This window comes from Streptococcus sp. S5 (genome assembly GCF_034134805.1).
Taxonomy (GTDB): domain Bacteria; phylum Bacillota; class Bacilli; order Lactobacillales; family Streptococcaceae; genus Streptococcus; species Streptococcus lingualis.
In genome coordinates, this window is the sequence record NZ_CP139419.1 from 1,888,227 (window position 1) to 1,913,166 (window position 24,940).

Genomic DNA, 24,940 nt, shown 5'->3' on the forward strand with positions numbered 1-24,940 from the left:
AAACAGAGATGGGGAAATTTTTCCCCACCTCGGAAGAAACTATCGACCGCCACCACAAGAATGACTTGGTCCACAGTTATTATTAACAACATAACCTTGATCAAACTCTAAAAGATCTTCAAGGTTAATAACTTGTAGTTCTTCCATTATTTTCACCTCCTATGTTTTATATAGATATCATATTACCATTTTAGGAGCGCTATAAAAAATTCCCTTATACACAATTTATTCTAAATCGTTCAACACTTGTTCTAAATGATGTTCAAACGTACATGCTAACTGTTGACTATTTACTAATTTCATTGTTGCGATACATTTTCTCATCTCAATTAAAGCATATTGATTATGAGTTTTCTTTAAATCGTACAAATTTTTCGCATAATGAAACACTAGTTTTTCATAAATTTCAGTTTCTGAGAAGTTACAAAATTTTAGTTGTTTTTCAAAATAAAGAGCATCTATTAGCTCGTTTCGTTCAATACATGTTATATAGGCATTTAACAACATGGTCGATAGTAAACGACGATTATTTGGAATATCTCTATAAAATTCAGAGCGATGGCACATTTCTTTTGATAAAACCATCATAGTTTCATGATTTAAAACATCTAATGTATTCATAAACAACAACAATTCATAACACCCCCAGTATTCTACAGAAAATAAGTACTCACTGATAAAACTAATATCTTGATCTGTCACATAGATCTTTCCTGATAAGTCCTGTAAACGAATCTTAACCAAAATCGTATTTAGCTCATAAAAAGGGCCTTTCTTCTTTTTATTTTCCAACAAACTAATCAGTAAATTTTCCATACCAACGATATCTCGCTTTGCTACTAATAAACGAATTTTCTCTAACAATTCATTAAAGTCATCTCTATGAAAATCGCGCGCTGCGTATATAAATTCTTCAATTGGCATATTAATTGCTTCAAGTGCTAAAATGAATTTTGTAATAGTTAAGTCAGCTTCTTCATGCTCAAACCTTGACAGGTGAGAACTTGATACTCCACATTTAGAAACATCTTTTAGTGACAGTCCTCTTGATTCTCTAAATTTTTTAAAAATTTTTCCGTATTTCATTTAAAGTACCTCTTAAATTGTGTATAAGGGAATTTATTACAATATCTTGAATAACATTATATCATAGGAGAAAAAGAAAAGAGGTTGCTATTATGAATAAAAAATTATTTTTTTACTTATCTTTAGTAATACTTGGAGGAATCATAGTTATAGGAGTTGGATAATTTCACTCTCTTATAAAAAGAGGCTGGGACAAAAGTCCTAGCCTCTCAATTGTCTTTGGATTGTCAGCAATACGTAGTGGTTGAGTGGGCTCTACTACGCTGATTTCATCAGCTTTTACAGCCCTACTCAACTGTGCGGAGGTGGGACGATGAAATCGAATTCTAACGAATTACCGATTTCTGTCCCACTCTCTTTTTATAGTGTTTGACGTGCAAATAAATTAACCTAACGAAAACTATCTTTTTAAAATCAATTATTTTAAGGGTCTTTTTTATATGATAAATTGCAAGAATAAGTGCAACATTTACTTGAACTCATCCTCTAGAGCTTCACAAGCAGTTCTGTAAGCTAAACATTTTCGTGGTCGGTGATTGATATCAAATAAAGCCTTGTTCAAATCCTCATCAGAGATAACGGCTAAATCTGTTTTCTTTGGGAAATATTCTCTTAGTAAGCCATTTGCGTTTTCATTGCTTCCTCTCTGCCAGGAAGAATAGGCGTCCGCAAAGAAAAAGGGAATTCCTAAGTTCTCCACCAGAGGATAGCAGGCAAACTCTTTTCCCCCTGTCTGAAGTGAAGGTTTTAAGAGCCTCTTTTGGAAATAGCCTACAAAGTTGTTCGATAGCTGAAAACATGGCTTGGGCTGTTCTATCTGGTATCTTGAAAGCTAAGTAAAAACGAGTTTTTCGCTCTAGAAAGGTCGCTAAACAGCCCTTACTTTTGCCTCTGGAAGACACCACAGTATCGAGCTCCCAGTGGCCAAAAGTCTCACGATTCCTGACCTCTTTAGGACGTTTGGCAATCGACGTGCCAATCCTAAATGCCCCACGTGTTTCTTTGGGCTGTCGACTTTTTCCCTTTCGGCGCAGGACGCTTAAATCCAGATCAATCAAACCAGCATAGAGCCAGTTATAGATGGTTTTAAAAGCTACCATTGGCTTTTGTTCAAGCTGATAGCGACCACAAATCTGTTCAGGTGACCAAGAGGCTTTTAACCCCTTCTCAATTTCCTTTTTCAACTTTGGTGTCAAACAAGACTTCCGACCCTTTTGCTTAGCCCTGTGGTCGTACTGTTCCTGTGCTAAGACGGCGTAGTAACCATTTTGGCATCGTCTTAACTCTCTTGAAATGGTAGACTTATGAAAGTCAAGTTTACTTGCAATTTGGCAAGATTTTAAACCTAAATCCAAGTAAGTTTCTATCTTTATTCGGTCGGTTATGGTAAGATGGGAGTAGCTCATAGTTTTTCCTCGGGTTCTGTTTGTGCGGTTACTTACAGTTTACACCAATGAAACGCTATGAGTTTTTTTGTTGCACTATATTTTACAATTTATCATTTGATAAAATCTCAATAAAAAAGACTTAGAATCATGTTAACAATAACATTAATTCCAAATCCTTTTATTATTTATCTTCTAACTATATTTAAGATAGATACTTAAATTATATTACTGTTTTTCAAAAGTTCCGTCTGCTACACGAAAATCACTGTTAACAGTTTCAATTGAATTAAATTGAATCTTTAAATATTTTACTTCTTTTTCGTCTTTTCCAGGTAATTCAGCTTTAGCACTCGCTGCACTAGAAACCTTTAATTTGACGTATTTCCCAGCAATTTTCCAAGTACCATCTCTAGATTCGTCTTTATTATTTGTTACTTCTAATGTTTTATCGCTATTGAAAACGATAGTTGAATCGTGTTTACTATCATACCAAGTACCAATAATTTGCTTCTCTGGTCCTGAATTTTGATTCAAGAAAAAGAATACCCCACCGGCAACCGCAAGTACTAAAACAACTAAAGCAATAATTTTTTTCATTATTTTTCCTCCTATAAATATCTAAAGATATTTATTATTTTTTTCATATACCTAGTTTCACTAAAATCATTAGTAAAAAATCAAATTTTGAATGATAAACTTTTATTCACTACTACAATAAGAAATACTTAACCAGCTTTTATTAATCACGATGTTTCCGTGATACTGAAATACCAAAACTACAAAGAACAATTCCCATTGCAAACACTAACCAATTCTCAATTGAACTTGTATTAGGCAAGGCTCTATTTGCAGCATATTTAGCTTGATTTCCAGCATAGCTATATACTCGTTCATTAGAAGTACTTTCTGGTATACTCTTTTCTAACGCAGGATTCAGAGAAATCATCTTGTGATCTACTTTATCGTTAAAGACTTCGCTTTGTCTTGTACGAGTATTTAAATAGACTTCCCTAACTGCTTCATATTGTGCAGTTGCATCTAATTGATCTTGTAGAAGTGTTTTAAGTTTAGCTTCCTCTCTGACTACATTCTCAATTGCTAAACGATGCTCTTCAACTGCATTGTCATATGCTTCTTTTGCTTTTTTCAAATATGCATCGGCATTTTCAAGATGATCTAAAAGTGTTTCTAAAGCACCTAAGTGAGTATTTAATTTAGAAATTTCATCCTTAATTTGACTTTCTTTAGCTTTTAACTCTTCAACTTTATTCTGACGGTTTCTGAGTTCTGCTTCATCTGTAGCTTTTACAGCTTTCAGATCTGAAAGAACTTTAAGTTCTTTATCCAATTCTGCACGCGCATCTGCTAAAACTTTTTGTTTTGTTTGAATATCTGCATTTAGATTTTCAACAGCTGTTTGGGCTTTTGCATAACGAGTCTTGGCAGCAATCAATTGTCGAGAAGCCTCATCTAAATTCTTTTGTGCAAGTGGTGTCTTATCTGAGATTGAGTTTAATCTAGCAATCGTTTGACGTGTAGTATTTAAGTCTGCCAAATGTTTTTCATGAATTTTAGTTACTTCATCTAAATTGTTTCTTGCAGTCTTATCTGTTGCTTTTGCTTTCTCAAGCTCCTCTTTTGCAGTTTCTAATGCTTTTTGCTTAACTTGAAGGTCTGCATTTAAATTATCAAGAGCTGTTTGAGCTTTGATATATCTTGTTTCAGCTTCTTCTTTTAGTTGTTTTGCATTGTCGTATTTCTTCTGTGCATCTGGAGTTTGATCAGGAACTGACATTAATTCTGCTACTAGTTTTTGAGTTTGTTTCAGATTTTGATTTGCATTTTGATTTTCTACTTTTGCTTTTTCAAGATCAGATTTAGCTTTTACTTCTGCTGTTGTGGCCTGGTCTAAATTATCTTTTGCATTTGCTAAAGCTTGACGCTTGCTTTGAATATCAGCATTTAATTGATCAAGTGCATCTTGAGCCTTATTAAATTGGGTTTGGGCTTCATTATAATTTTGTGTAGCGGTTTCCAATTTAGTAGTTGCTGCAGGTGTTTGATCGGGAGTAGCTTTCAGAGCATCTAATTTTGCTGTCGTTTCTTTGAGAGCATTTGTACTTGAATCGTTTTCTGATTTAGCTTTTACCAAACGTTTCTGTGCAGAATCATTTGCCGTATTTGCTGCAGTCTGTTTAGCTTTAGCAGCTGTTAATTCATCTTCCATTTTTGAAGTATCAAATGGAGTAGCTAGAGGTTTAGCAATCCCTTTATCATAATAGTCGTCAATGAACTTAGAGTGATACTCACCTGTTTGTTCATCTTTAATGTAATCGAAATGGCTAGATTGACCTTTGAATTTAATAAAATGCATTCGACCAACACCACTAGGTGTTAGACTATTTGCTACCCCGACTGCTTGTATATTTGAAGGAGCTTTTTCTCCAATCATTAATCTCATATGTCCAAAATATGCGTGTACATCATTTGCCATAAAGCTAATTACAGCATCATATACCTCGCGATACAATTGGGACATTGTGGCTTTTCGTGTTTCTTTTGCTTCTGAATAATAAGCACTAAAACCTAGTAATGTATTATTGAAGCTCATATTTTCGCCAGCCCAAGCGATTGAATCCAATCCATCTTTTGCAAGAGCTGTCACACTATGACTTGTACCAAATGGTTTATTTTCTTCAGCATAGGCTTTTGCGATATTTTTAACACCTTGAACAGATTCTTTAGTAACTATAAAATCATGGCTTCCCCAGACTTGGTCTTGCAGATTGTTTGCGAGAAGCACATAATATTGACTCAAAGCTTCAATCTGTTTATCTGTAAGATTATCCAAATCGACTTCAGAGTCATCGATAGGCAAAACAATATCCTTATTTGGCCAACCTTTGATAACAATATTTTGGTGTTCAGGAGAATATTCCGTCTCTGGAGTACCAAAATCATACTTACTACCTGTGAACCATTTTTGAATAACATCGTTTAATGCATTTTTATTTGCATCAGAGTTATCGGCAAGATAAGCCTTGTAAGCATCAATGACATCTTGAGGCAATTGAGGAATAGTGAGATTTTTAATTGCAGAGATTTGCTTGTTAAGTGTGTCAACAACTTTATCTGCTTTCTCCTTATTCTCTTTTGCTTCATGAGCTGCTGATGTAGCACTCGCTAGCTCATTTGAAGTTTCATTTACTTTTGCCTCTTCTTGGTTTTTCTTAGTAGTTAAAGCAGAAATTTCTGAAGCTTTCTTAGCATCATTTTCTTTAGCTGTTTTAAGCTCTGCTTCTGCACTAATCTTACTATTTTGTTTATTTGCTAAATCATTTGCTTTACTATCACGATTTGCGAGTGTTTGGGCAAGTTGTGATTCAGAAGCATCAAGATTACTTTGTGCTGAAACCTTCTTTTCTTGAGCTGTCTTTAGATTCTCTTGTGCTTGTTTTTGTTTTTCCTCAGCAGATGACAAGTTTGCTGCTGTTTCTTGGCTTTTCTTTATTTGATCTGCTTCAACAGATTTTGCATTTTTTAGTGTAGTAGCTTTTTTATTATCTGCTTCTTTGGCACGATCAAGTTCCTGTTTGGCTGAATTTTCAGTTGCTGCTTTAGCATCTAAATTTTCCTTAGCAGCATCACGTTCTGCTACAATTTCTTCAACGCCAGTACCGTCTAAAACTCTCTGAGCAGTTTCTTTCTCTTTTTGAGCCTTCACTAATGCACTCGCTGCTTCTTCTGCAACCTTTTTAGCATCTGCTAATTGTTTAGCAGATACTTGACTAGCACTAAGTTGCGTTTTTTCATCAGCAGAAGCTTTACTGAGTTCCTCGGCTTTATTTTTGTCTTCATTAATAGCATTTTCCAAAGCCTTTTTCGCTGCTTCTTCTGCTGATTCTTTTTCAGCTACATCACTTTTTGCTTTGTCTCTTTCAGCAATGATTTCCGATGCTCCAGTACCATCAAGATTTTTTTGTGCAGTTGCTACTGCTTCCTCAGCTGTCGAAACTTTCTTTTCTTGCTCTGAAATTTTATCTTGATCTTTTTTAATAACCTCTGATTGCTGATTACGTTCTTTCTCAGCTTCTAGAACTTTATCATATGCATCTTTTTGTGATGTTTCCTTTTTCTCAATATCAGCTTTTACTTCTGATATTTCATTCTTGGTTTTTTCAATTTTTTCAGGCGTAGCTGATTCTTTATTCGCCTCAGCATTCTTTAAGTCAACATTTGCATTGGAAAATTTTGATACAGCGTCTGCTTCTGAAGTCTTAGCGTTTTCTAAAGCACTTTCTTGATTTGAAACCGATTGATCCGTTTCTTCCTTGATCGTTCTTGCTTCTTCTACAACTTCCGCAGTTGGCGTTTTCGTTACCGTTGCAACCCCATTACTAACAAATACTCCGTCTACTTGTTTTATATTTGTAGACGAAGGAGTCTTCGATTCAACACTTAATGTTGACTCATTTGGCTGAGTTGCAGTTACTTCGTCCGCTTGTACAACAGAAATTCCCGCAAAAGCCGTAGCTATTGATACAGCAGATACAGTTGCTTTGATCGTTTTCTTTTTCATAATTCCCACCTTTATGATAGAGTATTGAGCAAATTATCACTATTTAATTATAAACACCCGAATTATACTATATTTTATCAACTTTGTAAAGTTGTATCCAACCTTTTAAGAACTAGAATCTAACCTTCTAAGACTGTAGAATAGTCTTACGAGGTGAGCAATGTCAGAATTACAAAAGTATATAAGCAAAAGAATACGGATTTTGCGGATTCAGTCAGGGATGACTCAGGAGCAATTAGAAGAAAAAGCAGATCTTGGCACCAATTACGCGTATAAGTTAGAAAATTTAGAGCCCAATATAAAAATTAGTACGCTTGAAAAAATTATAGAAGCCTTAAATGTTGATCTACAAACTTTTTTTGATTTAACACTTAAAGAAGAAAGCACTGACTTAGCACAGCTTATCGACACTATCAAATCTTTACCAGAGTACAAACAAAATAAAGTCATTTCAGCTATTAACATAATTATTAACGAGACAAAATAAAAAGAGTGGAAAAGGATGAGTACAAAAACGATTCCTTTCCCACTTTTTTTGTGCATAAAAATATGGCTATTAGCTATTAGAGCCTGCGATTCTTGGGTAACCAAATGTCATATCGAGGTTATCTTCCTCATAATTCTTGATTAATTCCCAGAAATTTGCAACCGATAACTCTGCAACTGATTCATGCCAATTGAATTTAAAAAACAAATCTAAGAGAAATTTAATTACTTGATGGGTTTTGGCTGTTTGTTCTACAGTATCAAATGTAATCAAAATTTTCTCACACAACGGATCAATTAATTCAATTTCAATACTATCATTTACAAAATTGAATGATACTTCTTGATCTTGATCGTTCAAGATTGAAATATACTGATCCTCATCAAATGTTGAATAAAACATTCTAATATTAATTTCTTCATTGCGATTAATTAACTCTGAAATATATTGTTGAGTTGAAAAAACTACATACTTTTTATAGGTTTTCATTTTGTTTTCCTCCATTTATTTTTTTAGAAAAAGATTTTTTTATCCTTAGATTTACGGTGGCCTTACTCTCTTTAATATTATTATTAAAAGATTTGGCTTGATCATCTGCTACCTCCTTTATTGAAAACAAAAAAAGACAGTTCACCACTGCCTTTTTTTATCTTCAATATTATTATGCCATTTTTTGATAAAATAAAAAAACGATTTTTCAAAAAAGTACTATAAAAGCTATTGGCTCCAAAGGATAATTTTTTGTCTAGGTTTTGGGGTGCAGTTCATACTTGTCCCAGTGTGTTTATTTTATTTTAAGATAACTTCATTAGTAAACTCAAGGATTCTTCATTTTTGAGCTCAGAAAATAAACAAATCAACCGCTCATATCCAAGCTCTTTCTTCTGCCTGATTATAGAATTCATCGTTGCCTCTAAATCATCTGGCGTAAAATTTCTTAAGTAAAGTGTAACGTAACTCCTGTTACTGGAATATAAGCAAATATGAATTGCATTATGTTCTTTTTGTCTAATTTTCATTCCCCCTCCTGATTCATAAATATGAAACTCATAAACAGTTTTTTGGGGGATACAATCGAATGAGTTTTCGAATTCTCTTCGCCATTTGAAAAGGACACTATTAATAATTAAATAATTTAATTTAAACATATCAGATACCTCTTGTATTAAAAAAATTTTCTGGATATTAATAGTATGCCAGAAAAAGGAATTTATAAAAAAATTTTTTACAATGGATTTTAAAAAATGGAGTGATTTTAATTTAAATTGCTTTCTGAGATTTCTGATTTTCAATTTGTATAAGAAACTTTAATGCATTTTCCTTCAATCAATCCTGTCCTTATTATTACGTCGCTGATTTTTCTGTGTGTTTAGCGTTGACAGAAACGTATGTGAAAGTCACGCTAAACACACAGTCCCAAATAAAACCGTATAACACAAAAGAGAAAGAAAATTTGTTTTTTATAATGATCAATTTATGGCATACTATAGATATCTAAAGATTGATTAAGTAGAGACGTAACTAATTAGCTACGTTTTTTTTAATATTTAAAAGGAGGTAGCTATCGTGTAAACAGCAGGTTTAAGCTGAGTTAAGAAAGAACCAATTTTTGTATTTCACTAACTAAAAAAAATGTATAGATAATAAAAGTAAGGTCAATAGCAGTAAAAAAATTTTTGATCATAACAAAGTAAAGTATAAGAGTATAAGAGTATAAGAACGAAAGTAAATAACAAAAGTCAAAAAAATCAAATACAAAAAAACTAGCTTATCTCAGTCGCTAAATTTAAAGCATTTAAACCTGAAAAAGAGTAAAAAGAAAAAAACAACAGATTTTTATCTGTAAGGTGGAACTCTACATCTTATTTGAATTGAGTCAACTTGTCATGTTGTAAAATGGCTTGGTTAACTTCTTAGCCATCAATTAAGAAGCGCCCTTAGCAAAGGGAAGATACTAATCAGTGAATACAAGCTTTATGTCACTGCACTACTTCAACTTGAATTAAAAGACCTTAAGATTCTTGTTAAGATTTTCTTTAAACGTACATTATCTTCTATAGAAAGGAAAGAACTATGTCAAAGAAGAAACGAAGTCGTTCTGAACGACGAAAAGCTAGAGAGAAAGCCCAGAAAGAACAAATGGATTCTCTAACTACTTTCGAAGGCCGTAAACAATTCGTCCAATCAAAAGGTTTAACTAATCTAGTCACGCGCTTCAAGAAGGGTAAAGGTATCAAGCGAAATGAATCCAAAAAAACAGGAGAGGATATTCATTTAATTCATACCGATCGAACGCTCCATAACTATGCTGGTTCCTGGAGCAGATTCGCTTACTTTGTTGCTGCAACAGCTACTGCCGAAGAGTTAGAAGCTCTTGAAAAATCTAAGAATGTAGATGGATGGATTGACTTAGTAAATCAATACTTAGAACATTGTAAAAAAACTGGGCTTTCTGCACCAACCCAGTCAACCTATAAAGCAGCATTGGCAAAAGTTTTAGGCGTGTCTTCTACTGCTTTTATTGCTACAGATATTCGATATCGAGCTAACAAAAGGAATAATCGCTTAAAATCTAATGACGACAGAATGTCTGAAGAAACGAATAATCGCTGGTTTTCAATCGTATCTGCCACTGGGCTACGAAAAAATGAGCTAAAAGCAATTACTGGTGACTCACTCTACCAACGTGAGGATGGCCGATATTATCTTAAAATCATTGGTAAAAAGCATAAAACAAAAGGAGCTAGAGATCGTTGGGTTCCGATTATCACACGAGATCAACAAGAATTAGAGAGGCTTGTTGAAGAATTTAGGCTAGCTGGTAAAAAGCGTGTGTTTCAAGTTCCATCTGCTTTAAAACCTCATAAATATCGTGCTGAATACGCAAAACGTCTTTATCTTCTTGTCGCACGAGATCCTAAAGACATCAAGGATAAAAGGGAAAAAATTTATCTAAGAGGGGAATTAAAAGGCGTTGTCCTCGATCGAAAAGCCTGCTTAATTGTATCGCGTGCTCTTGGACACAATCGTCCCGAAGAGTTTCAAAAATCGTATGCATATAAGTTAATCGCACAAGCAAACTAATAAGCACATTTAAAAAATAATTGTATATCTCTCATTGAAATAAATAAAGTAGGGAAAAACCTAATTTTTTCTCCAAACCCTTATCATTACGCGTTTTTTAAACAATTAAACATTGTGTATTTTATTGTTTTTCAAAATTTTTCCATTTTTTCACTATTTTTTTTTAAAAAAAAGGCGTTTTTTGTCAAAAAAATGGCATACCTATAATAGGGAATTTTAGTTTTGAACCAAAATGTGGTTATGATAATATATTGATTTTACGACATCTAATACTTCCTAGCATAATTCCTATCAAAAATAATAGTAAAAAGGAAACGTTAAAACATGAAAATACAGACAAAAGCTTCTACTGAAAAAAAGCATTTAAATGAGAAAGAAATTCAATCTTGTTTTACTTTAATGAATTCCTTCTGGGGGTTTGATCGCATGGTTTTTAACTTAGGTGAAAATCTAATTGTTGACATTGAAAAAATAATAGAATACAGAAAAAATAATCCTCATGAAGTTAAAAAATTAAATTACAATTCAAATCAGATAGAAGATTTAATTATCCAATCAAGGGAATTCGGAAGACTTGAAATTGGAAAAATTTATAAAAAAGAAAGCGGAGATACTGTTAATTATTGCTTACTACAACTAAATCATGGAGGTCTCAATTTTGAAACTCTCTCTATTTCAGCAATTCGAAAGAAACTAATAAATGTTATAACGAAAATCAAACAGCAAACTGGTATTTGGATTATCCCAACTACTATTAGGATTCATGAAATGGAAATCTCATTTACATTTGCTACTGATGCGATTATTCATTTTCAAACAAGAAATTTATTATTGAGGAGTCTATCTAATACATCTCAAGTAGATAAAAAAGTTTATACAAAATGTTCAACTCCTGAGGATCACCATATTCTTTCAAGCAAAAAATATAGAAACTTATTGCATGTTCTTTACGATAAAACAGCAAAAGCTGAACATAATAAACAGATCGAATTGGACGCATCTCGTAAATATCGCATCTATAGATACGAAATGACACTGAATGAAGAAAAAATTAAAAGTGAATTCAAGACTACTGACTTAGATAAACTACACAATGATCAGCTTTATCTATTTGTGTATAGTGTAATTGAAAAAGGATTGTCCAACTTTAAGATAGTTGTTCAAACTTCAGTAAGAGATACCGAAAATAAGTTAATAGAATTGTATAAAGAAAAAGGTAAAGATAAATATATAAAAACATTTTTTGAAACTCAACTAAATCATGCTATGGATTATTTATATCCATTAACATTGGATGAATCTATTTTCTTATTTATTGATGCATCTAAATTTATAAAGCCAAAAAACTGTGCAAGAACCAAAAGAAATCTGATTAAAGAAAGTAGAAAGAATGATTTAAAGAATGAGCGTTATTTTCTTTCTATTATGATTACATGGCAAGTACTATGTCTCTTTAGCTTAATGCTAAATACTCTATCTCTTGTTACTATCCTTGATTTCGGTTGTTACAAGAGTAATCAAAATACTAAACTTCATTTGTTTAAAATGCCTACTTTTACAGCTGAAGAAAAAGATGCATTTATTAAGAAAGTTATTAAAAACAAGAATAAAGACATAGGTTCAATCCTAGATTCTATTTTAAACAACATTCAAATAAATAATTCTTCCATTTTAATATAAATTCTGATTGAAAAAAAAGAAGAAGTATTAATACAGCAACGTTTTCCCATTTTTTAACTCTTCAACCCTTGAAGACTTAAAAACAAAATCTAAACTAATATAATTTAAATCTAACAGAAAGAAAAAAGGTACTATTTATGAATGTATTTATTCCAGAAGAACTGATTAAGCAAGTTCAATTACTATTATCGGATATTGTTAAGAAAGAACTAAATAAATTTTTAGATACTAATGAAAGTACTCATCATTTTTTAAATAAAAAGCAGACTTGTGAGTATTTAAATATATCCAACAATACTTTAGACAGCTGGATTAAGCAAGGTTTGCCTTGTATTAAGGTCGGAAAAACTGTTCGCTTTAGCAAAACAGAAATCAATCGCTGGTTACAAAAGCAGTAGAAATTCCATGGTGGTTTGTTATAATGTAACCATGGTATTTTCTAGCTCAATTCAAAAGGAGAATACTATGTCTATTACAAGAACTAAAAACGGAACCTATCGCTTACGTGTTTATATTCCTGAGGAAGTTAAGTCTTCACTAGGTGTTGATAAGAAAGTGATTGAAAAACGATTCAAAACAAAGATTGAAGCAAAAAAATATGAACTAGAACTTCAAAATAAGATTGATAAAATTCATAGTGGAGATTCCGTCTCATTAGAAAATAGTGGTTCTATCCTTTTTTCAGATTTCTATCAAAACGTTTGGTGGGAATCCTACAAAGCAGGTCAGACTACTTCTACTGCTAAACCACCTTCTCAAGCAACCATAGTTGGAACAGAAATTGCTTTTAGAAAACACATCTTACCCTTACTTGGGAATTATTCAATAGACTTTCTTAATCAAAATAAGCAAGTTGTACTAAATCTATTGACTCAAAAGGCTGAAGAATATGCAAATTTCAAAGTTATCAGGAGCTACGTTAACTCTATCTTTGACTGGGCAGAAGAATTAGAGTATATCGAAACTAATCGCCTATCAAAAACTATAAGCCGTATCAAAGCCACTAAGAAAATCAAGCTACAGGAATCTAAAAAAGATGAAGATTTATATCTATCTCAAGAAGAACTTCAAGCATGGTTTACAGCTTTTGAAGAAGATTTAAAAAATGACAAACTCCTGTTCAAAGATTATGTGTTATTCTATACAACTTTTTTCTTAGGAGATAGAAAATCTGAAAGCTACGCTTTGCAATGGAAACATATTGATTTCAAAAATCAACAAATTCAATTGGTTCAAGCCTTAGATCGATATAAAAATCAAAAGTCAACTAAAGGGAATAAAAAGACGATTTTTTCGATTCCACAAGAACTTACCGACTTGTTAAATTCTTGGAAGAAGCAACAAAAATCTGAACTGGCTTCATTTAACATCATGCAAACTCCTGAACAGTATGTTTTTACGTATATTGATACAAAGGGAAATGTAAACAGTTGTCTCCATGCTGATTATCTTAACAACAAGATGAAATCTGTTAAGCGTCGTCATCCAGAACTCGCACATGCAACCCCTCATAAATTACGACATACAGGAGCTACACTCGCTAAACAGGCTGGAACCTCTATGGAGGCTATTTCTGAAGCACTCACTCATAGTGATACGATTACAACTAAGACTTATGTGAACACTTCAAACGTAATCCCAATGGCTGTTGGAGAAATCGCCTTTCGTAATCTTAAAGAGTAATGGTGTGAATTTGGTGTGAAAAGTGGTGTGAATTTTGCTAAAAATCATCAAAAAAACACTCCATGGTGTGAACCATGAAGTGTTTCGAAACGTTGATATAATCGTATTGATTAACGTTTTGAGAATTGTGATGCTTTACGAGCTTTCTTAAGACCTGGTTTCTTACGTTCAACTTTACGTGAGTCACGTGTAAGAAGTCCTGCGCGTTTCAATGAATCGCGGAAGTCTGGGTCTACTTGAAGAAGGGCACGAGCGATACCGTGACGGATAGCTCCTGCTTGACCAGCGTATCCACCACCTACAACGTTAACGAAAACGTCGTATGAACCTGCAGTTGAAGTAACTGCGAATGGTTGGTTGATTACAAGACGAAGGTCAGCGTGTGGGATGTACTCTTCAACATCTTTTTTGTTAACAGTGATTTTACCAGTTCCTGGAACAAGGCGAACGCGTGCAACAGCGTTTTTACGACGTCCAGTACCTGCATATTGTGCTTGTGACATACTTTATTGTTCCTTTCCTTAGATAAGTCCTGAAATATCAAGAACTTCTGGTTGTTGTGCAGCGTGAGTGTGCTCAGCTCCAACGAATACTTTCAATTTCATACCTTGAGCGCGGCCAAGAGTATTGTGTGGAAGCATACCTTTAACTGATTTCTCGATCAAACGTACTGCATTTTTAGAACGAAGTTCACCAGCAGAGATTGATTTCAATCCACCTGGGTGGTTTGAGTGAGTGTAGTAGATCTTATCAGTTGCTTTTTTACCAGTCAATTTAACTTTTTCAGCATTGATAACGATTACGAAGTCACCTGTATCAGTGTGAGGTGTGAATGTTGGTTTGTTTTTTCCGCGAAGCACGCTAGCAACAACTGCTGAAAGGCGTCCAAGAGGTACATCAGTTGCGTCAACAACGTACCATTTGCGTTCTACTTGGCCTGGTTTAGCCATGAATGTAGTTTTGTTCATGATTTCTCCTATATGAATGTCGTTTTTGTTTACAGGGCGGATGTTCCGGTCCGCAAGTTATTTGAAAGGTTCCGGGGCCTTACAAATGGGGTAAACAATACCGCCTACTATTGTATCAAAATTCTAAGATAAAAGTCAACCGATTTGGAAAATTATTTGCGATTTTCTTTTCCAATGACAAATCCGATCAAGGAATTCGGGCCGACGTGGGCTGAAATAACCGGTCCAAGAGGCATCACGAGAACTTCATCGATGCCTTCAAGCGCAAGCATTTCTTGCTTCAGTGCTTCGGCTCCTTCTAGATCGTTGGTATAAGATACCAAGGCTGTGCTTTCACCGATATCTGCTTTGATCAGCTCCAGTAATTCCCGGACAGCTTTTTTGCGTCCCCGAACCTTGCTAATAGGGACTAATTTCCCTTCCGCATCTATCCAGAGAATGGGTTTGATGCTGGCCAAACTTCCCATGATCGCGGCACTTTTTGAGAGACGGCCGCCACGCATGAGGTGGTAGAGGTCATCAACTAGGAAATAAGTCCGCAGTTTTGGCGCTAGGTCCATGATTTCTTCTTTGGCTTCTGCTAATGAACGACCTGCATCACGCGCAGCTACTGCTCGCATGACCAGATAACCCTCTCCAATCCCAGCAGCCTTCTGATCGACAATCTCGATCACGGCTTCCGGGTAGTCTTCTAAAACCAGGTCTCGTGCCATGACTGCACTCTGATAGGTCCCAGATAAGACTGATGAAAAGGCCACATAAAGCAGATCTTTTCCTTCTTTGGCAAATTGTTTAAAGGTTTCCTGAAATTGGCCCACATTGACCTGACTGGTTGTCGGTTTGGCCCCATTTTTCATGGCTTCTAAAAGCTCCGGGCTGGTCAATTGAGCTTGGCCTACTGTCTGGTAAACCGTCCCATCTAACTCAATGGTCAAGCCAAGAATGGTCACCTGATGTTCCTTGGCCCAGTTTTGGTCTAAATCTGCGGTCGAATCGGTTAAAATAGCAAATGTCATTACTTGTCTCCCATCATTTCTTGTAATTGTCGCAATACTTCGTGATCGAGCGGTCGCATGGGTGGTTTTTGATCGTTAACCACTCGCTGCGCTTGATTGAGGTTTCCTTTGACGACTGCGACCCGTTTTTCTAACTCTCTGGCAGATACCCGAAGAGCTCCTTGAGCAAAGACGGTCCATTGCTCATTTAAGTCACTGGTCGCTACTGATACTTGGTGGAGGGGCGTGTTAAGCTCTGCTGCCAAGCGCTCGATATAGTCATCTGCCGTCTCATCCTCACCGGTAAAGACCACCTGAACATTGAACTCCTCATAGGTCTGCCGCACTCCTGGCATATACTGGGCATCAAAGACACAGATGACTTCGATCCCTTCAAAGCTAGCATAGTGGCTCAGTTTTTGCAGAAGGATATTGCGGGCTGCATCGAGCTCACTCTTTTGAAAGAGCTGGCGGGTCTCCTGCCAAAAGGCAATCATATTGTAGCCGTCAACCAATAAGATTTTTCGTTTCATATCATTGCCTTTCTAGAATTATAGTCGATTGCGAAAGACCTCATACATGAGGATGGCTGCTGCCACACTGGCATTGAGGCTTTGCACATGACCATTCATGGGAATGGTGATCATCTCATCGACTTGCTTTTTGATATTGGCTGAGATCCCTTTTCCTTCATTGCCAATGATCAAGGCCAATTTACCAGCCGTATTCCACTGGTGAGATGGCGTGCCGTTCATGTCGGTCCCAAAGATCCAGAAGCCCTCTTCCTTTAGCTTGTCTAGAGTTTGACTGAGATTGGTCACACGCGCAATGGGAATGTGTTCCACCGCTCCGGTAGAAGTTTTTGAAACCACTGGAGTTACCCCGACTGCACGGTGCTTAGGAATGATGACGCCTGAGACATTGGTCGCATCAGCTGTCCGTAAGATAGATCCAAGATTGTGCGGATCTGTCAAACCATCGAGAATCAATAAAAGTGGGTTCTCTTCTTGGGCTGTCTGTTTCAGAATCGCTGCCAAGTCTGTGTAAGCAAAGGCTGCCACACGAAGAACAAAGCCTTGGTGGACGGCTCCTTCCGTCATTTCCTGCAGGGTTTTCTTTGGCGTCCAAGAAATCGACACCTTCTTCTCAGCTGCTAAGGCCTTGATTTTGTCGACATTTTTTCCTCGGAGGTCTTCTTGAATATATAATTTATTGCCTGTATTGGCTTGTAAAGCCTCGGTGACTGCATGGACACCGTATACGATATCGTTATTTTCCATAGAACTAGTATACCACAAGAAAGGAGGATGAGGCCAATTCATGATATAATGAAATGAAATCTATCTCAGCGAAACCAACAAAATAGAAAGGAAGCCATGCCTCTTTTTCAACGAACCATCAAGCTCACCTTGGCCACCTGTTTAGCAGCTGCCCTTGCTTATGCTCTGGGCTTGACCTATGCCATCTCAGCTGGCGTCATTGCCATCTTGAGCATCTCTGATACGCGTCGCAGTACGATCAAGCAAGCCTACCAGCGCTTTATGTCGACCTTGCTGGCCCTTGTGATCGGAAGTATCGCTTTTTCCTTTTTTGGATTCAACCTTTGGGCACTGGGAGTCTTTATCGCTCTCTATGTTCCATGCGCCTTTCTAATGGGATGGCAGATCGGCATCACCCCTAGTACGGTCCTCGTCACCCATCTCTTGATTGAGCAGTCTACTTCCTGGGGGCTCTTGCTCAATGAACTTGCCCTCTTTTTAATCGGGACCAGCTTTGCCTTACTGGCCAATCTCTATATGCCTTCTAATCAGGCTGCGATTGATCACTACCATGATGTTGTCGAAGACAAACTAAAGAAGATTCTTGCCCGTTTTGCGGAATTACTTGGTAAAGGGGATGGTCGCAATGATGCCCGCTTGATCAAGGAATTGGATGGTATCCTAAAGGACGCTTTAAATCTCGTCTATATGGATCATTCCAACCACCTTTTTCATCAAACCAACTACCACATTCACTACTTCGAAATGCGCAAGCGTCAAAACGACATCCTGCGGGATATGGCAGAAAACGTCAACCGCTGTCAGTTAGCAGCGAGTGAAAGTATGATCTTGGCTCAACTTTTTAAGAAGACTGCGCAACAGTTAAGTCAGGAAAATCCTGCCCAAGATCTTCTAGATGATATTACTCAGTATTTGGCGATCTTCCGCGAACGGCCCTTGCCCAAGACCCGGGAAGAATTCGAAACACGCGCCACCTTGCTCCAATTGTTAAGAGATTTAGAAACCTTCATTCAGGTCAAGGTAGATTTTTATCAACAATTTCATCAGGAGACAGAATAGACAGAGAAGCCCTTGCAAGATGCAAAGGCTTTTTTATTGCGGGAACTGTTGAAAACGCTTTCCTAAAATGGTATACTAGAACAGGAAAATAACTTTTTAAGGAGGGTCTTCTATATGAAGTCTTCATATAAGAAACATTTGTACACTACGACACTCAGCCTCTCAGCTGCTGTCTTGCTTTCCGTTATCGGACATGGCCAAGTATCAGCCGATAGCTTAGAAGCGCCTCAAACAGAACCAAGTACGGTACTTGAAGCGGCACCCGCTACTGAGCAATCTGTGACAGCTGAGACTGCCAGTCCTGCTACAGCTGAAAAAGGAGACACCGCAGCCCCTGCCACTTCTGCAGAAGCAGCAGCGACTTCTGATGTGGCTTCTACTACAGAAGTTGCTCCAGCCGCTAGTCCAAGCACTAACCGTGCTGCAACGACCGCTGACCAAGCGACACGATTGGCTGATAGTACCATTTATCTCTCTGAAAAGAGCACGATTGATGACAAAGTCCAAGAAAAAGCTCAAGCTGCTGGCAAGATCAACTGGACCTTGGACAACAAGCCTCTCTCTGAGTGGAAAACTTGGGATATGGAGACAGGAACACTAAGCAAGGATCCATTCCTCACCATCACAGAGACGGCAAACGGAAAGGATTTAGATCTCCACATTGACGTGCAGGATCTCTTTGGGGAAGATCTCAGTCTTCGTAGCCCAAATAATATTCGCCGGACTTATCGCAACTATATCGGCAACCATGAACTGGTCGGAACCAATACAGACTTAGGAATCACCATCAATAAGACCCTTGTTTTTCGTCCTTACCAAGACTACCATACACATGAAGAAATGCTGGCTGCCATCGAAAAATCCAAGGAAGAAGCGAAACCCGATCGTTTAGTGCAGCTGGAAACCCTTGGCAAGAGTGCCCAAGGCCGGGATATGAAGATGGGGATCGTGAGCAAGGACCAAGCCAGCATCGATCACTACCTCTCTAGTACCAACCCTACAGCTTTGACTAAGCCAAGCGAAATGCTGGCCGCACTAAAAGACAAGACCTTGGATTACAAATTACCTGTCTTAGTCCACAACACCCACGCGGATGAGCAACCAGGCATTGATATCATCACAGGCCTCTTCAATACCTTTGCGACCAAGGAAAAGGTGACCTTTAACACTACAGATGAAGCTGGAAATGCTAAAACTGTCACGCTAGATATTCCAACCTTGCTCAATAAATTCATCTTCTTATTTGACTTCACGGAAAACCCAGATGGGGATGCTCTCAACCTGCGGGCCCTAGCAAACGGGCTCGATCCAAACCGGGATGCCAGCTACCAAACCAACCCTGAAGTTCGCACGGTTATCCAAATGATCAACAAATGGAATCCGATCGCTCTCTACGACTTACACGGTTTTGTCAAAGAATTCTTAATCGAACCTGCAACGCCACCACATGATCCGAACTTCGAATACGATCTTCTGTCAGACCTGATGCTAGAAAATGCCCATCATATGGGACGGGCAGGAGTTGCCAATTCTAAATACAATAGTTACATCATTCCAAAACTGGATTGGGGCGATGGCTGGGATGACTCCTTCTCTGGCTATACAGGAGTTTATGCTGTCTACCATGGTATCTTAGGCCATACTATCGAAATTCCGGAAGGAAATGAAGAGTCCTACAAAGCAGGTCGCAATGCTGTCCTAGGCGGAATTGACTTCCTCAACCAAGATCCGGACCGTCTCCTTGAGATGCGTCTCAACTTCTACCTGCGCGGTCTCAATAAAACCGAAGATCCAAAAGCTGAAAATGAACTGGTTGGCCCAAATGGGGAAATCGTTGGACGTGTGAAAAATGGTCGTCCAAAATTCTTCCCAGACTACTACGTCATCCCAATGAGCCTCGACAAAGACAACGATGCCCAAGAAGCCTTCAATATGATCGACTACTTCAAACGCAATGGTGTCCTCGTCAAGGAACTCAAAGAAGATATTGGCAACTATAAAAAGGGGGACTTAGTCATTGACATGGCCCAAGCCAAACGTGGCTATGCCAACCACATTCTCTACAAGGGCTCCAACGAATCTGCCTGGGCTGCTATGTACGCAGAGTTGCTAGTCAACTTCCCAGATATGAGAGGGTTCAAGTCCGAACCTGTCTTTGCGGACGGTCTTTTCAATGGAAAATTAGGAGAAGTTACCACCACCCGCGCGACTCGTACCTCTGAGATCGATCCAAAAGCTCCTTACTATGTGATCGCAAATACCTCAGCTAGCGCCGTTAAAGCTATCAACCAGGCTATTGCACAAGGAAAATCCGTCTACCTAACAGACGATGGCTACATCGTTGACCGCGATACCTTTGCTTCGCTCCTGCCAAACTATGCCATTTATGGGGATGCCCTCTACAAGGTGCCAAGCGGACCAACCTTGAAACCGATGAAGGTCTACTCTCCGAACTACCACTATAATTGGGCTGGAGTAGATGCGCCTGCTCATACTAGTCTGGTCCTTGAAAAATTAGGCTTCCAAATCGTCAATACGCCAGAAGAAGCGGATGTTGTTATTTTGGAAAGCAACCGCTTTGATGCTTCCATTTTTGGCAAGAAACCAACCCTTGTCATTGGTGGGGAAGCCATGCAAAAATTGGAAAAATTGGGAGTTCTTACAGGATTTGACGCTGAAAAATTAAAAGGCGGTAGTGACTACGAAGGCTTGATGAAAGCGATCATTGATGACCAGGATCCATTGACCAGCGGATACAAGAAGAATACCCTCTTCTACTCCAACTCAGGAAACTGGATTGAAAAGGTTCCAGAACATTTCAAGACCTTGATGAGCATCGCTCCGAGCGATTATTATATTGCAGGTTGGTGGCCACATAATGATGTTCTGGCTAACAAAGTCATGGCCATCTCTGGAGAACTGATGGGACAACCACTCTTTGTCTATGCAGGAAATCCAACCAACCGTCAACACCCTGTTCACTTCTTCCGCTGGGTAACCAATGCGATCTTTGGCAGCAAGTTGGCAAGTTTGATGGATTACATTCCAGCTAAAGAACCAGATCAAATGGTGGTTCCAATTCATAACCAAACAAGCAATCCACAGCCAATCTTAGCCAAGAAGGATACTCCTAAAGTGCTCCTTCCACAAAAAGAAATGACAACTAAAGAAGAAAGCGTGCAAGTCTTGACTTACCAAGTAGGACAAAGCTTCCAAGAAAGTCCAGCCAAGGCACAATTGCCACAAACTGGAGAAGACACAACCGCACACTTCATTCTTTCAGGCTTCTTGCTAGCCGTTAGCGGCGGCTTCCTCCTCTTGAAAAAGAAAGAAGTTGAGTAAGTTCCAGGTTTAGACCTGGATGACATGAAAAGAACCTTTGCAGATGCGAAGGTTCTTTTTGGATCTAAACTATCTTTCAAAACTTTCCTTAGGTGAGTACGGACGTCAGCGAACTTCTTCGAAGTTCCATGACTTAGTTTTGAGCCTAAGGTCTCAAAACTCCCGAGTGTTTGAAACAATAATGTTTCAAACACTTTTCTCACAGCGGAAAGTTTCAGTTTATACTTGATTGATTCTAAAGTATAGAAAACTTTTATTAATTTCTCCAGAATATTTAATGAAAATACTATTCTACATTAAATCCTAATACTGATGCAAAGTTTCTCCTTATTCCACCAATTCCAACACAACAGTTTGGTAAGGGGTCAATTCGAGCACTTGGTCTCCTTCTTGGAATAATCCTGCTGTATTATTTAAAACGACCGTTTTAATCGGAGCTGGCAACTCCAAGCTAGCCTGGCGATTTTGGAAATTGCTGACAACCAAGAGACGCTTGTCCCCACGGCGTTCAAAGGCGATGATGTTTTCACGGTCCCGATACGCTGGGATCATATCTCCGAATCGGATGGTATTTCCATAAAGGGGATGGCGATACAAGGCCGTCAACTGGCGATAGTAATTCAAGATGGAATTTGGATCCTTTTCTTGATCTTTCACATTGATGGCAACATTTGGTTTGGGACTGATCAACCAAGCTGGTCCATCACTAAAGCCCAGACCTGGCTCTGCTGACCATTGCATGGGTGTTCGCGCATTGTCCCGGCTGTATTTGGCAATCGCGGCCAAGGCTTCTTCCTCGGTCAAACCAGCTTCTTTCGCCACATGGTAGCCATTGATGGTCGCGATATCATCAAAGTCCTCCACCGATTCAAAGACTTGGTTTTCCATCCCAATTTCTTGGCCTTGATAGATAAAAGGAATTCCCTTGCGCAAAATCTGTATGGTTCCTAAGGCCTTTTTACTGGTATCGTTTACTGGACCTTCCGCAATATAATGGGACACTCCACGAGGTTCGTCGTGGTTTTCAATGATGGTCGATAGAACCCCAATGCAATCCGCGCGCTCATGCGCTTGGAAAATACTTTCCTTGAGTTCATCCGCTGTTGGAAGAGCATGGTCGAACCAGCCTTTTCCTTCTTGCCCCAGCATGGTTTGTTTGAAGTCAAAGATGGAAGAGAAGACACCATCTTTTCCAATAAAGAAGTGCAACTCTTCGTCAGTTTCATTGAAAACTTCCCCTACTGTGAAGGCGTTGTACTTGGCAAAAGTCCGCTCCTTTAACTCTTGCAAGAAAGGTTCAATCGGTTGGGCATTGACCAGAGACTCCGGTACTGGAACCAAGCCATTTTCGCGATCGGACGGAAGCGAACGCCATTCTAAATCCTTTTTGATATTGATAATGGCATCAATCCGGAAGCCTGCAATTCCCTTGTCCAACCACCAATTGATCATCTTATATATCTCTTCGCGCAAGACAGGATTTTGCCAATTGAGGTCTGGCTGATCCTTGTGGAAAGAATGGAGATAGTATTTATTAGTGCCAGGAACCGGTTCCCAAACACTGCCTCCAAAGTAACTTTCCCAGTTGTTGGGTTCCTTGTCACTTTCGATGAAATAAAAGTAATCCGCATAAGGGCCATCTGGATCCGCTAAAGCCTTTTGGAACCATTCGTGATGACTGGAGCAGTGGTTGACCACCAAGTCCATAATGATGGAAATGCCTCGCTTCTTGCCTTCAGCGATCAACTCCTCCATATCTTCCATAGTTCCAAAAATAGGATCAATGGCATAATAATCGGAAATATCGTAACCCTGGTCAATAAACGGACTCTTGTAAATAGGGGATAACCAGAGAATATCAATCCCTAAGTCTTGAAGGTAATCGAGTTTCTCCGTGATTCCTTTTAAATCCCCAACACCATCTCCATTGCTGTCTTTGAAGCTTTTTGGGTAGATCTGATAAGCGACCTTCCCCTTCCACCAGTCTTTTTCCATGTTTTGTCTCCTTAAAATGAAAGAGACTGAGACATATCGTCTCAGTCTCTACAGTGTCAGCACTTATTAGTATACTGTTTTTTCAGTTTCTTTGTCGAAGAAGTGAGCTTTGTTCAAGTCAAATCCAAGTTCGATGGTTTCACCAGTTCCAAGGTAGTCACGCGCATCTACTTTAGCGATGAATTCGTTGTCACCAACTTGGCAGTACAAGTGAGATTCTGAACCAAGCAACTCAGATACAGAGATGGTTGCTTTCACGACTGATTCTGGGAATGTTTCAAGGAAAGCAGCTTCTGTATTCACGTCTTCTGGACGGATACCAAAGATCAATTCTTTACCATCATAGCCTTTTTCTTTCAAGACTTTCAAAGCACCTTCTGGAACTTTCAAGTTCAATCCATTGGCAACGATGTGTCCACCTTCCAATTTCACGTTAATGAAGTTCATGGCAGGGCTTCCGATGAATCCAGCTACGAATTTATTCACAGGGTTCTTATACACTTCTTGCGGAGTACCGATTTGTTCTACACGTCCGATAGTACCTGTACCAGCTGGGTTTTTAGTAGCAGACATAATAACGATACGGTCAGCCAATGTCATCGCTTCTGTTTGGTCGTGGGTTACGTAGATTGTTGTAGCTCCGATACGACGGTGGATTTTCGCAATTTCAGCACGCATGGATACACGAAGTTTAGCATCCAAGTTTGACAAAGGTTCGTCCATCAAGAACACTTTTGCATCACGGACAATGGCACGACCCATGGCCACACGTTGACGTTGACCACCAGAAAGGTCAGCTGGTTTACGATCCAAGAATTCTTTCAAGCCAAGGATTTCAGCTGCTTCTTGTACACGTTTGTCGATATCTTCCTTGCTGTATTTACGCAATTTCAAACCAAAGGCCATGTTATCGTACACAGTCATGTGTGGGTAAAGAGCGTAGTTTTGGAATACCATGGCGATATCACGGTCTTTAGGTGCCACGTTGTTTACAACAGTGCCATCGATTGAACATTCACCTTCTGTGATGTCTTCAAGACCAGCGATCATACGAAGAGTCGTTGATTTACCACATCCTGAAGGACCTACGAAAACGATAAATTCTTTGTCTTTGATGTCCAAGTTGAAGTCTTCAACTGAGTAGTGTTCGCTGTTTGGATATTTTTTGTAAATATTTTTAAGATTTAATTCTACCATGATGGTACTCCTTTGATTTTTATAGTTCTATTGTAAATGAAAACGTTTTACAAATCTATGGCAAGTCTCACAAAAAAGAAAAAGAGTTTTGTGCAAGTTGCACAAAACTCTCGATTG

Annotated in this window: 20 protein-coding genes and 1 pseudogene; 7 read left to right on the forward strand and 14 right to left on the reverse strand. The window is 38.1% G+C overall.

Translation table 11 applies throughout. The features are described from left to right. Nucleotides 1–39: 39 nt before the first annotated feature. From gggA to SM123_RS09205, 5 genes and pseudogenes are all read right to left on the reverse strand, one after another. Complete coding sequence (gene gggA, locus SM123_RS10310; RefSeq protein ID WP_023919395.1) at nucleotides 40–147, reverse strand: streptosactin; 108 nt, start codon at nucleotides 145–147, stop codon at nucleotides 40–42. 78 nt (nucleotides 148–225) lie between these two features. Further along, nucleotides 226–1,086, reverse strand: coding sequence for an Rgg/GadR/MutR family transcriptional regulator (locus SM123_RS09190; protein ID WP_023919397.1), 861 nt, complete (start codon nucleotides 1,084–1,086; stop codon nucleotides 226–228). Nucleotides 1,087–1,555: 469 nt separating this feature from the next. Beyond that, nucleotides 1,556–2,492: pseudogene (locus SM123_RS09195) on the reverse strand (IS30 family transposase). A gap of 207 nt (nucleotides 2,493–2,699) precedes the next feature. Continuing rightward, the gene (locus SM123_RS09200; protein ID WP_003004846.1) at nucleotides 2,700–3,071 is read right to left on the reverse strand and encodes a hypothetical protein; all 372 of its coding nucleotides are present in this window, start codon (nucleotides 3,069–3,071) and stop codon (nucleotides 2,700–2,702) included. A gap of 142 nt (nucleotides 3,072–3,213) precedes the next feature. Further along, nucleotides 3,214–7,053: an SEC10/PgrA surface exclusion domain-containing protein gene (locus SM123_RS09205; protein ID WP_320909463.1), complete on the reverse strand. Its 3,840-nt coding sequence runs from the start codon at nucleotides 7,051–7,053 to the stop codon at nucleotides 3,214–3,216. A 160-nt stretch (nucleotides 7,054–7,213) separates the two neighbouring features. Between SM123_RS09205 and SM123_RS09210 the strand changes: the two genes are divergently transcribed. After that, nucleotides 7,214–7,540 (forward strand): helix-turn-helix domain-containing protein, encoded by a 327-nt coding sequence (locus tag SM123_RS09210; RefSeq protein WP_320909464.1) that lies wholly within the window; start codon nucleotides 7,214–7,216, stop codon nucleotides 7,538–7,540. A gap of 69 nt (nucleotides 7,541–7,609) precedes the next feature. Here the strand turns inward: SM123_RS09210 and SM123_RS09215 are convergent, their stop codons facing one another. After that, on the reverse strand, nucleotides 7,610–8,029 hold the full coding sequence (locus SM123_RS09215) for a hypothetical protein (protein ID WP_320909465.1): 420 nt from the start codon (nucleotides 8,027–8,029) through the stop codon (nucleotides 7,610–7,612). A gap of 305 nt (nucleotides 8,030–8,334) precedes the next feature. Continuing rightward, a complete protein-coding gene (locus SM123_RS09220) occupies nucleotides 8,335–8,688 on the reverse strand; it encodes a DUF4097 family beta strand repeat-containing protein (protein ID WP_320909466.1) in 354 nt (117 codons plus the stop codon). A gap of 925 nt (nucleotides 8,689–9,613) precedes the next feature. Here SM123_RS09220 and SM123_RS09225 point away from each other — a divergent pair. From SM123_RS09225 to SM123_RS09240, 4 genes are all read left to right on the forward strand, one after another. Next, the gene (locus SM123_RS09225) at nucleotides 9,614–10,624 is read left to right on the forward strand and encodes a site-specific integrase (RefSeq protein ID WP_320909467.1); all 1,011 of its coding nucleotides are present in this window, start codon (nucleotides 9,614–9,616) and stop codon (nucleotides 10,622–10,624) included. Between the two features lie 324 nt (nucleotides 10,625–10,948). Next, nucleotides 10,949–12,304 (forward strand): hypothetical protein, encoded by a 1,356-nt coding sequence (locus SM123_RS09230; protein ID WP_320909468.1) that lies wholly within the window; start codon nucleotides 10,949–10,951, stop codon nucleotides 12,302–12,304. A 137-nt stretch (nucleotides 12,305–12,441) separates the two neighbouring features. Further along, nucleotides 12,442–12,702, forward strand: a complete 261-nt coding sequence (locus tag SM123_RS09235) for a helix-turn-helix domain-containing protein (protein ID WP_320909469.1) — start codon at nucleotides 12,442–12,444, stop codon at nucleotides 12,700–12,702. 67 nt (nucleotides 12,703–12,769) lie between these two features. Further along, nucleotides 12,770–13,987, forward strand: coding sequence for a site-specific integrase (locus SM123_RS09240; protein ID WP_320909470.1), 1,218 nt, complete (start codon nucleotides 12,770–12,772; stop codon nucleotides 13,985–13,987). Nucleotides 13,988–14,097: 110 nt separating this feature from the next. Here the strand turns inward: SM123_RS09240 and rpsI are convergent, their stop codons facing one another. From rpsI to rlmB, 5 genes are all read right to left on the reverse strand, one after another. Continuing rightward, nucleotides 14,098–14,490: a 30S ribosomal protein S9 gene (rpsI, locus tag SM123_RS09245; RefSeq protein ID WP_002893764.1), complete on the reverse strand. Its 393-nt coding sequence runs from the start codon at nucleotides 14,488–14,490 to the stop codon at nucleotides 14,098–14,100. A gap of 18 nt (nucleotides 14,491–14,508) precedes the next feature. Beyond that, entirely contained in the window at nucleotides 14,509–14,955 is a 447-nt protein-coding gene (rplM, locus tag SM123_RS09250) for a 50S ribosomal protein L13 (RefSeq protein WP_002876943.1), read from the reverse strand. A 152-nt stretch (nucleotides 14,956–15,107) separates the two neighbouring features. Further along, on the reverse strand, nucleotides 15,108–15,971 hold the full coding sequence (locus SM123_RS09255) for a DegV family protein (protein WP_003010076.1): 864 nt from the start codon (nucleotides 15,969–15,971) through the stop codon (nucleotides 15,108–15,110). After that, on the reverse strand, nucleotides 15,971–16,483 hold the full coding sequence (locus tag SM123_RS09260) for an NYN domain-containing protein (protein ID WP_003004212.1): 513 nt from the start codon (nucleotides 16,481–16,483) through the stop codon (nucleotides 15,971–15,973). The genes SM123_RS09255 and SM123_RS09260 overlap by 1 nt, the downstream gene beginning before the upstream one ends. Nucleotides 16,484–16,501: 18 nt before the next feature. Further along, nucleotides 16,502–17,230 carry a 23S rRNA (guanosine(2251)-2'-O)-methyltransferase RlmB gene (rlmB, locus tag SM123_RS09265; RefSeq protein ID WP_003010074.1) on the reverse strand — a complete coding sequence of 243 codons (729 nt, stop codon included), beginning with the start codon at nucleotides 17,228–17,230 and terminating at the stop codon, nucleotides 16,502–16,504. 96 nt (nucleotides 17,231–17,326) lie between these two features. Between rlmB and SM123_RS09270 the strand changes: the two genes are divergently transcribed. Continuing rightward, nucleotides 17,327–18,289, forward strand: a complete 963-nt coding sequence (locus SM123_RS09270) for an aromatic acid exporter family protein (protein WP_320909471.1) — start codon at nucleotides 17,327–17,329, stop codon at nucleotides 18,287–18,289. 114 nt (nucleotides 18,290–18,403) lie between these two features. Next, complete coding sequence (locus tag SM123_RS09275; protein ID WP_320909472.1) at nucleotides 18,404–21,631, forward strand: LPXTG-anchored zinc carboxypeptidase; 3,228 nt, start codon at nucleotides 18,404–18,406, stop codon at nucleotides 21,629–21,631. 327 nt (nucleotides 21,632–21,958) lie between these two features. Here SM123_RS09275 and SM123_RS09280 read toward each other — a convergent pair whose 3' ends face one another. Together SM123_RS09280 and SM123_RS09285 are read right to left on the reverse strand one after the other, a co-directional pair. Further along, nucleotides 21,959–23,626 carry an alpha-glucosidase gene (locus SM123_RS09280; protein ID WP_320909473.1) on the reverse strand — a complete coding sequence of 556 codons (1,668 nt, stop codon included), beginning with the start codon at nucleotides 23,624–23,626 and terminating at the stop codon, nucleotides 21,959–21,961. A 66-nt stretch (nucleotides 23,627–23,692) separates the two neighbouring features. After that, the gene (locus SM123_RS09285) at nucleotides 23,693–24,823 is read right to left on the reverse strand and encodes an ABC transporter ATP-binding protein (RefSeq protein ID WP_021154414.1); all 1,131 of its coding nucleotides are present in this window, start codon (nucleotides 24,821–24,823) and stop codon (nucleotides 23,693–23,695) included. Nucleotides 24,824–24,940: the final 117 nt, after the last annotated feature.